The sequence below is a fragment of the Neisseria sp. HMSC058F07 genome (genome assembly GCF_001810035.1).
In the GTDB taxonomy this organism is placed as follows: Bacteria; Pseudomonadota; Gammaproteobacteria; order Burkholderiales; family Neisseriaceae; genus Neisseria; species Neisseria perflava.
The window spans coordinates 1-7096 of record NZ_KV799671.1 but is presented as its reverse complement, the minus strand read 5'-3'; the positions used below and the strand labels follow the sequence as shown (position 1 = coordinate 7096).

Sequence of the window (7096 nt, the reverse complement as noted above, 5' to 3'; positions counted from 1 at the left end):
ACACGGCAAGCTTTACCACAGTGATGGCCGTCATCGTGTCAGCCCGACCGAAGGCTTCGGTACAGGTGGTTTATTGCAAGGCAAAAAACACATGCTTTCGCTTACTTGGAATGCGCCGATTGAAGCGTTCACCCGTGAAGGCGACTTCTTTGAAGGCAAAGATGTGGATGCTGTGTACATGCCTTTCCACAAACTCAACGAGTTCATCGGTTTGACCCGTCTACCGACATTTACATGTAACGATGTAGTTAAAAATCCACAAGTAGAACAATACTTCGCAGACTACCAAGCACATTTGAAAAAAGTGTTCGGTTAATGATAAAACATCAACTTGAAGCGGTGGGCTTTTGCCCACCATTTTGTCAGTCGCTAATTGGTACGAAATATGGCAAATCCGTGGCGCAAGTGATTACCCGCTGGCTGGTGGAACGTGGCATCATTGTATTGGCAAAATCCACCAAACCCGAACGTATGGCGGAAAACCTGAATGTCTTTGATTTTGCTCTCAGCGATGAAGACAAGCTGAAATTGCCAAACTGGACAGCACGTTCGCCGCCATCGTCAATCACGACACGGTGGATAATTTGAAGCGCATCTCCGCGTGGAAAATGGGCGTGTAAGTGTAGCGAAAAACCATCTGCAATTCATCATATGAAAGGACAAAACATGATTAACGGGTTAGATATCGAACGTTTCCGAACCACCATGGCAGCGGTTGAAAACGACCATGCAAAAGGCAAGGCAGTATTACGCGCCGATTCGCGCTGGGTATCCGGCACGAAGAATGAAATCTCCGTGCGCCGCTTCCCTGCCTTTACCACAGACGAACCGAAAAACATGGGCGGTGAAAACGCCGCCCCAAATCCGGTGGAATACCTGATCAGCGCTGCGGCAGGCTGCTGCTCCATAGGTTTCGAGTTGCAAGCAGCATTGGCAGGCGTGAAACTGGAACAGTTTGAAATATCCGCAAGCGGCGGTATCGACATGGCCAAACTGTTCGGCATGGAAGATGGCTACGGCGGACTGGATAATCTGGTGCTAACCATAAAAGTAAAAGCCGACGCCGACCTTCCTACCCTGCAAAATTTCGCCGACCGCTCAGCCGCCACCTCCCCAGTGTTGAACAGCCTGAAAGCGCGGGCAAAAGTGGTTGTGGAAAAAATCTAGACGACTCAAAACGTTTTCTTGTTTTCATTTCGTTAAAAGCCCCTTTTCTGGACAACTAGAAAAGGGCTTAATCGCTCAAAGGAGTACATGGCATGCAACAACTGCACACTTTGAAAGACATCGAACAGGCCATCGCCACATACCCTTTAGTATCACTGTACATCAAAGCCCCAATCTGCGGTGTTTGTACGGTCGTGGGCGCCCAGCTTGACTCAGCTTTGGCGGAGGAAGGAAATGTGTATGCCGTAAAAGCCGATATTGCTGAAATACCCGAAATGACCGGACGTTTCCACGTGCTGACCGTACCTGCATGGCTGCTGTTTTATCAAGGCAAGGAAGTAGAACGGATGGCCCGCTTCATCCCTCAGGCACAGATGAAGCAGACATTGGCAAAATGGACAAAAGTAGCAGAAAGCGGATATCAGTAACCGGTCTATCAATGTTTCAGACGGCTGCGGTCTTGATAAAGATTTCTTGGTAGGCGTAAAACTCAATTCGGCGGACTTCCAAAAAGGCGGTTTTGACGAAAGCGAATCGGTGCAGGTAGTACAAAAACTGTCAGAAATGGGCATTGATTTTATTAAGGCAGAAATCACCCAATCCTTATGCAACGAGCTCTGGGAAAAACTCGGCAATGGTGAAATCGGCAAACCGATTATTCATCAAGTATTTGATTTTAAATACGTAGCAAAAGCCCATATAGAAATGGACAAAGGCACGCATATTGGGAAAGTGATGTTGGATTTCACTTTGCTCAATCAATAAGGAGTAACACCATGAAACTTTCCATTCTCAATCTTGCCCCCGTTCGTGAAGGGCAAACTTATTTGCAAGCGGTCGATTCGATGGTGAATCTTGCAAAACACGCGGAGCGCATTGGCATTGAGCGCTATTGGATTGCTGAGCATCATAATATGAAAAATTTGGTGAGTTCAGCGACCGCACTTTTAATTCAACATACGCTAGCCAATACGAAGACCTTGCGCGTTGGCTCGGGCGGCGTGATGTTACCGAATCATTCGCCTTATGTGGTGGCCGAGCAATATGGCACACTGGAGACGCTTTATCCAAACCGTGTTGAACTCGGTTTAGGACGTGCGCCAGGAACTGATATGCAAACGGCTGCGGCACTTCGTCGAGGACGAAAAAGTCTGGATTTCCCTGCGGAAATTGCGGAACTTCGCGGTTACTTTAAAGATTCTAACCCTGTTTCTGCATATCCTTCTGCCGGCTTGAATATACCGTTTTATATTTTAGGATCTAGCACTGAAAGTGCCTATCTTGCGGCAGAACTTGGCTTGCCTTATGCATTTGCTTCACACTTTGCGCCACGTATGATGGAAATGGCAGTGGAGATTTACCGCAAAAACTTCAAACCTTCTACCTATCTTGCTGAACCTTATGTCATCTTAGGTGTGAACGCGATTGTTGCAGAAACCGATAACGAAGCGAGACAACTCGCGACGACACAAACACTATTTTTCTTAAATATAGTGACTAATGCGCAACAAAATTTACAACCACCGATGGCGTCAGAAGAAGACGTTTGGAAAGCCCAAATGCATGCCCAAAAGAAACCACACTTTGGCCCAGTCGATTTTGAGGAAATCCCGATTTACAATCAAGAGCGTGCCGTAGTGGAACAAATGACTGCTTGTTCGCTTATCGGTAGTCCTGAAAGTGTGGAATTTCAACTCAAGCAACTGCGTGAACGGGTACATTTTGATGAAATTATGGCGGTGAGTTATATTTTTGATGAACAAAAACAAGCCCAATCTTATACGATGTTAAAATCGATTGTGGATAAGCAATCGTGATAAAAACATGGCGAGATCATCTCGCCATGTTTTATGCCTAAACCATTTTCGACAATAACATCTCCTTCAACTTGTTATACACCCACACCACTCGCTTGGTCATCCACACTTTTGAGCTTATCAATTCCCACCCGCCAATCAATCACAATGTCGGAGTAGGGCTCAAGTGCGGTCAATAATTCAAACAGAATTTCATCGTTATAAGCATTGGCGGCAGGGTGTACCACACCTTGCATTGCTTTTTCTTTTACATTGTTTTTAGCAAATAGCCGTTCGCTTTCCGCCAAATATTGCGTCGCTTTCGGCAAAAATTGTTCGCCAAATTCAGTGAGCTTGATGTTTCGCGTGTTACGTTTGAACAAACTTTCACCTAATAAGGCTTCGAGATCGGCGATCATTCTTGTGACGACTTGAGGCGAAACGGCGAGCCGCTGGGCGGTTTCACGAAAATTAAAGGTTTCGGCAGCGGAGCAAAAATAGCGAAGGGCTTCTAGTTTATTCACTATTATTCCTTTTTTCAGAATAGTTTATTCTTATTTTATTAATTTTTAAGTCAGAATACTAGGGTTATACTGCATCAAAGTGTTGAATGAAGACATTACCGGCCAAGTAAACAAAGATCGTAATGTGCTAACTGGCGACAGCCCGCTGGCATCAAATAATCTTGGAATTTTAGCGGCAGATGCGTTGTTGAAAAAAGTAGCTAGCTTGGGTTAATTCATTCAATCTAGTCCAAACAAAAAAACAGTCCGCAACTTTAAAGTGAAGTTGCGGACTGTTTTTTTTTGTTTTACATCGGTGGTCCGAAAAATAGCCATGGCGAACTATTTATAATGGCTGGTTCTACGATAGCGGTATCAACCAAGAAGGTTGGCGCGGTTGGAAACTGACAGATTCACAAACCGCCGAGCCAAACGCACGCAATATCGTGCTTTCCAAAGGGTCGATGACGTATTACTTTATAACGCCGAAGGCGCAGAAGAGTTCTCCCGTTTCTTTGCGATTCCAGGTTTGAACCACTGTGATGGCAGCGTCGATTTGCGCTTATATAAGTAATTGTACTACTGAAGAAACAGGAGTTAGCAGACTAAAATCGTAGAGTTATGAATTTAACATAATATAAATTAATTTCCTTTTCCCTATTCTTCTACAAATTCCGCTGTTTTGTTCCTATATGTCAAATGAGAATTAATGGTACTCAAGAGAGTGTGCTCATAGTACTCCAATTTTTAGTATAAAATCAATAGGTTTTAAGAGAGATTTGGCTGTAACTCTACTACTTAATTATTGAGTAGTAGTAGGGTTGAGGGTAGAAAACTTATTACGATACTAAGTACCTTCAACTCATAGCATATAGCTAATTTATAAAGGCCATCTGAATATCAGACGGCCTCCTGTCTATTAGAATTTAGACATTGTAAATTTCTTCGTTCTTAACATTTTCTTAAGGCTTCCGCTTCAGTCGTACCCGGAGGGTTTATACCAAAAAAAGCTGAACCATCCTTGTAACTTGAGACAACTAATACGATCGATCTAAAAAAAAACTTGCTCAAACTGAAATCAAAATAAAGCCATCGTTAACACCGAGATTTGGAAAGCTACGTGAAGGCTTTTCAAATAGTACGAAGCATTTTACTTTCAGGACAAATAGATCATTTGTTCTTATAGATGAGATTTTCAGGTTTTTTGTCGGGAGAAATAAGAAGTTTATCAAGGTATTCGGGGTCATGCCAGTCATCCCAAGGTGCTAGACTAAAATAAGCTTTAATAAAACCATCAATAATAGCTGAACCTTCGGTATTAATACCAATAATATTTCCTTGTTCAATTAAGTCAATATTAGGAAAATATTGCTTCAGTATATTTTTATTTACTATACCTTTTTGAATAATTGGCCAGAATCCTTTATCTAACGATTCTTCAGTAATAAACATAGCAGCAATAATATCGTTTTTATCTATTTTTATATCTTCATATAAAGGAAGGTTTTTTGAGGAAATTTTCATTTTGGTAATTAAGCAGGCTACACCTATCCAATCATATTTTCCAAGAATCTGTCCAACAGCTAAAAAATCATCTTCTATGGGAATGCCAAAATAATCGCCTACCTGCCATTTCTGTTTTTTTCTTGCCATTTTTTAAAGTTCCTTTCTGTAATTCAATAAGGCATGGGAATTTTTCCACCTGCTGCACGGTAGCGAGGTTCAGACATCTGATGACGTTTATTGGCCAAAGGTCCTCCTCGACTCTTGATACCGCCTTGTAATCTAATGTGATCTTCTTCCAATCGGTCTAGACATTGACCAGATTTAGTTTGCCCAAGTAAGGTAAACCTGTGAGTTGCTCTGAATGCTCTATTATGTTCTCTTTGCCTGGCAAAATATCTTATTGAGGATTTGGCTCGGCCTACATATTTTTCGCCAGTTTTAGGATGTGTCCTCAGATAAACAATTCCACAAGTACCTGGCGGACAATAGCAGGGGTCAGTTTTCTCTGATTCTGGTTTGCTACATACTCCTTATGGCCTCTAGAGGCAATTACTGCTGTTGCCGCCTAAAAGGCGGCTCGGATGCCTTGTTCAACATTGTAATAAATTATATTTCATTTGTAGAAAATATATTATCTTCTATATAGCAGTTTTGAAAAGAGCAATTAGATATTAAATTATCTTGTATATGCATTGATCTGAATACACAATTAATAAATGTGCAATTAGTAAATTTTGTATTACAAACTATTGCCGTAATAAAAGAACAATTAATAAAATTACAATTAGTAAAGGAACTATAGCTTATGAAAGCGCCACGAAATGAACAGAAAAAAAATTTAAGACTTCCAATTTCCCTATGGGATATTTCGTATCTGTGAAAATCAATATTATCCATATGGATTAACTGTCTAGGAATTAAGACATCTAATTCTTTTGTTTCGATTTTAATTAGAGACTTTGTAATATTTTTAAGTAATTCTTGAATGTCATTTGATATCATTTTTATTACCACCAATCTATAGGGTCTAGTTGTATATCTCTCAAAGGTATTCTTGGTTTAGATAATGGAGCAGTTCCTGGTGTACTGGCAGGTATTTGATTACACAATAATCCGGCTACCATTCTATGGTTACCATCTACAATAGTATTTCCATCCATTTTAACTGGAGGGGCAATACTACCTTTTTCAATCAATGCTGTGTATCTCGCAGCAGCAGGGATGGAAACACTTTTTTGTAATGTTAGATAAGATGTTTTCGCTGTAACCATTGTTGTCTGCTATTGCATCTAAACATTTCTTACGTTTTTTTTCTTCTTGGCATTTTCCTGTACATGTATCGCTCTCCGATGATGCAACGACACCTGTTGCGGCAGCTCCAAGCCCCCATATGCAATCCATTTAGGCAATGCCGCATCAGTGGGGTCTGGAGTCATTGTATCAATTACAATCATAGACAATGCCCCTTTGGATATGCTAACAGCATTTAATCCCCAAGGATCCATCATATTTTGTATATTTGTCGAAAATTGATAAAAGTTACTTCCACCTCCCAACCCAATCGGATCCTGATTTACAAACCGACCCACATCAGGCTCATAATACCTGAAGAAGTTGTAATACAACCCCATTTCACGGTCGCAATACTAGTTCTGTAATCGGAATGGTTGGTATGCGCTATCCGTTACCTTGGTTTCCTCTTTCAGAAGGCACCAGCCGGTGTAGTTGTCGAACCACAAGAGGTTACCGTCCTTATCGGTCATCTCTCTTGGGATGCCGATTTGGTCGCAGTGGAAGTAGTAGATTTGTTGGCGGCTTTCGCCCTCGGCATTGGTGTGGTTGTGTACCTGTGCCAAGGGTTCGTAGCTGTCGGGATCGGTGTAGATATAGGTATATCTGCCGTTCGGGTGGATTTCTTGCAAGAGGTGGCTGCCGTCCCAAACGAAGCGGGTTTGGTTTTCGAGGTCGTTCCCGCTTAAATCATGCTGGAATGATGTTTCTGAAACTTCTTCGTTTTTCAAACAGCCTTTGCCTATCCTTCTGCCCAAGGCGTCGTAGCTGTACACCCAAGTTTCTTTCGTACCGTCTTTTTTAAAGATTTCGGCTTTAACCAGTTGGTCGTGC

13 protein-coding genes are annotated in these 7096 nt (G+C 41.9%); 7 read left to right on the top strand and 6 right to left on the bottom strand.

Features of this window, described 5'->3' with window-relative positions:
- The 6 genes from HMPREF2696_RS02190 to HMPREF2696_RS02165 all read left to right on the top strand — a co-directional run.
- Positions 1–316 (top strand): NAD(P)H-dependent oxidoreductase (locus HMPREF2696_RS02190; protein WP_249967824.1); only part of this gene is annotated, 316 nt, incomplete at its 5' end.
- On the top strand, positions 316–588 hold the full coding sequence (locus tag HMPREF2696_RS02185) for an aldo/keto reductase (RefSeq protein WP_004520538.1): 273 nt from the start codon (positions 316–318) through the stop codon (positions 586–588). The genes HMPREF2696_RS02190 and HMPREF2696_RS02185, both read left to right, overlap by 1 nt.
- A gap of 78 nt (positions 589–666) precedes the next feature.
- Positions 667–1167: an OsmC family protein gene (locus tag HMPREF2696_RS02180; RefSeq protein WP_224783358.1), complete on the top strand. Its 501-nt coding sequence runs from the start codon at positions 667–669 to the stop codon at positions 1165–1167.
- Positions 1168–1259: 92 nt separating this feature from the next.
- Positions 1260–1595, top strand: coding sequence for a thioredoxin family protein (locus HMPREF2696_RS02175; protein WP_004520536.1), 336 nt, complete (start codon positions 1260–1262; stop codon positions 1593–1595).
- A gap of 46 nt (positions 1596–1641) precedes the next feature.
- Positions 1642–1932 carry a hypothetical protein gene (locus HMPREF2696_RS02170; protein ID WP_004520535.1) on the top strand — a complete coding sequence of 97 codons (291 nt, stop codon included), beginning with the start codon at positions 1642–1644 and terminating at the stop codon, positions 1930–1932.
- A gap of 11 nt (positions 1933–1943) precedes the next feature.
- A complete protein-coding gene (locus HMPREF2696_RS02165) occupies positions 1944–2984 on the top strand; it encodes an LLM class flavin-dependent oxidoreductase (RefSeq protein ID WP_004520534.1) in 1041 nt (346 codons plus the stop codon).
- A 74-nt stretch (positions 2985–3058) separates the two neighbouring features.
- Here the strand turns inward: HMPREF2696_RS02165 and HMPREF2696_RS02160 are convergent, their stop codons facing one another.
- Positions 3059–3487, bottom strand: coding sequence for a LysR family transcriptional regulator (locus HMPREF2696_RS02160; RefSeq protein WP_004520533.1), 429 nt, complete (start codon positions 3485–3487; stop codon positions 3059–3061).
- A gap of 79 nt (positions 3488–3566) precedes the next feature.
- On the opposite strand from HMPREF2696_RS02160, the gene HMPREF2696_RS11120 reads away from it, so the two are divergent.
- Positions 3567–3701: a hypothetical protein gene (locus HMPREF2696_RS11120; RefSeq protein ID WP_004520532.1), complete on the top strand. Its 135-nt coding sequence runs from the start codon at positions 3567–3569 to the stop codon at positions 3699–3701.
- Positions 3702–4636: 935 nt separating this feature from the next.
- On the opposite strand, the gene HMPREF2696_RS02155 is transcribed toward HMPREF2696_RS11120, so the two are convergent.
- The 5 genes from HMPREF2696_RS02155 to HMPREF2696_RS11670 all read right to left on the bottom strand — a co-directional run.
- A complete protein-coding gene (locus tag HMPREF2696_RS02155) occupies positions 4637–5119 on the bottom strand; it encodes an Imm26 family immunity protein (protein ID WP_004520529.1) in 483 nt (160 codons plus the stop codon).
- A gap of 459 nt (positions 5120–5578) precedes the next feature.
- Entirely contained in the window at positions 5579–5869 is a 291-nt protein-coding gene (locus HMPREF2696_RS11975) for a pentapeptide repeat-containing protein (RefSeq protein WP_224783370.1), read from the bottom strand.
- 110 nt (positions 5870–5979) lie between these two features.
- Entirely contained in the window at positions 5980–6243 is a 264-nt protein-coding gene (locus HMPREF2696_RS11450; protein ID WP_141744544.1) for a hypothetical protein, read from the bottom strand.
- An 18-nt stretch (positions 6244–6261) separates the two neighbouring features.
- A complete protein-coding gene (locus tag HMPREF2696_RS11675; protein WP_210383752.1) occupies positions 6262–6603 on the bottom strand; it encodes an RHS repeat-associated core domain-containing protein in 342 nt (113 codons plus the stop codon).
- 15 nt (positions 6604–6618) lie between these two features.
- On the bottom strand, positions 6619–7096 hold a 478-nt coding region (locus tag HMPREF2696_RS11670; RefSeq protein WP_210383751.1), incomplete at its 5' end, for an RHS domain-containing protein.

Excerpts from the sequence above, each read along its gene's own strand:
- HMPREF2696_RS11975 (WP_224783370.1), bottom strand. The coding sequence starts at position 5,869 with ATGGATAATATTGATTTTCACAGATACGAAATATCCCATAGGGAAATT.
- HMPREF2696_RS02185 (WP_004520538.1), top strand. The coding sequence starts at position 316 with ATGATAAAACATCAACTTGAAGCGGTGGGCTTTTGCCCACCATTTTGT.
- HMPREF2696_RS11450 (WP_141744544.1), bottom strand. The coding sequence starts at position 6,243 with ATGGTTACAGCGAAAACATCTTATCTAACATTACAAAAAAGTGTTTCC.
- HMPREF2696_RS02155 (WP_004520529.1), bottom strand. The coding sequence starts at position 5,119 with ATGGCAAGAAAAAAACAGAAATGGCAGGTAGGCGATTATTTTGGCATT.
- HMPREF2696_RS11675 (WP_210383752.1), bottom strand. The coding sequence starts at position 6,603 with ATGGGGTTGTATTACAACTTCTTCAGGTATTATGAGCCTGATGTGGGT.
- HMPREF2696_RS02175 (WP_004520536.1), top strand. The coding sequence starts at position 1,260 with ATGCAACAACTGCACACTTTGAAAGACATCGAACAGGCCATCGCCACA.
- HMPREF2696_RS02180 (WP_224783358.1), top strand. The coding sequence starts at position 667 with ATGATTAACGGGTTAGATATCGAACGTTTCCGAACCACCATGGCAGCG.
- HMPREF2696_RS02165 (WP_004520534.1), top strand. The coding sequence starts at position 1,944 with ATGAAACTTTCCATTCTCAATCTTGCCCCCGTTCGTGAAGGGCAAACT.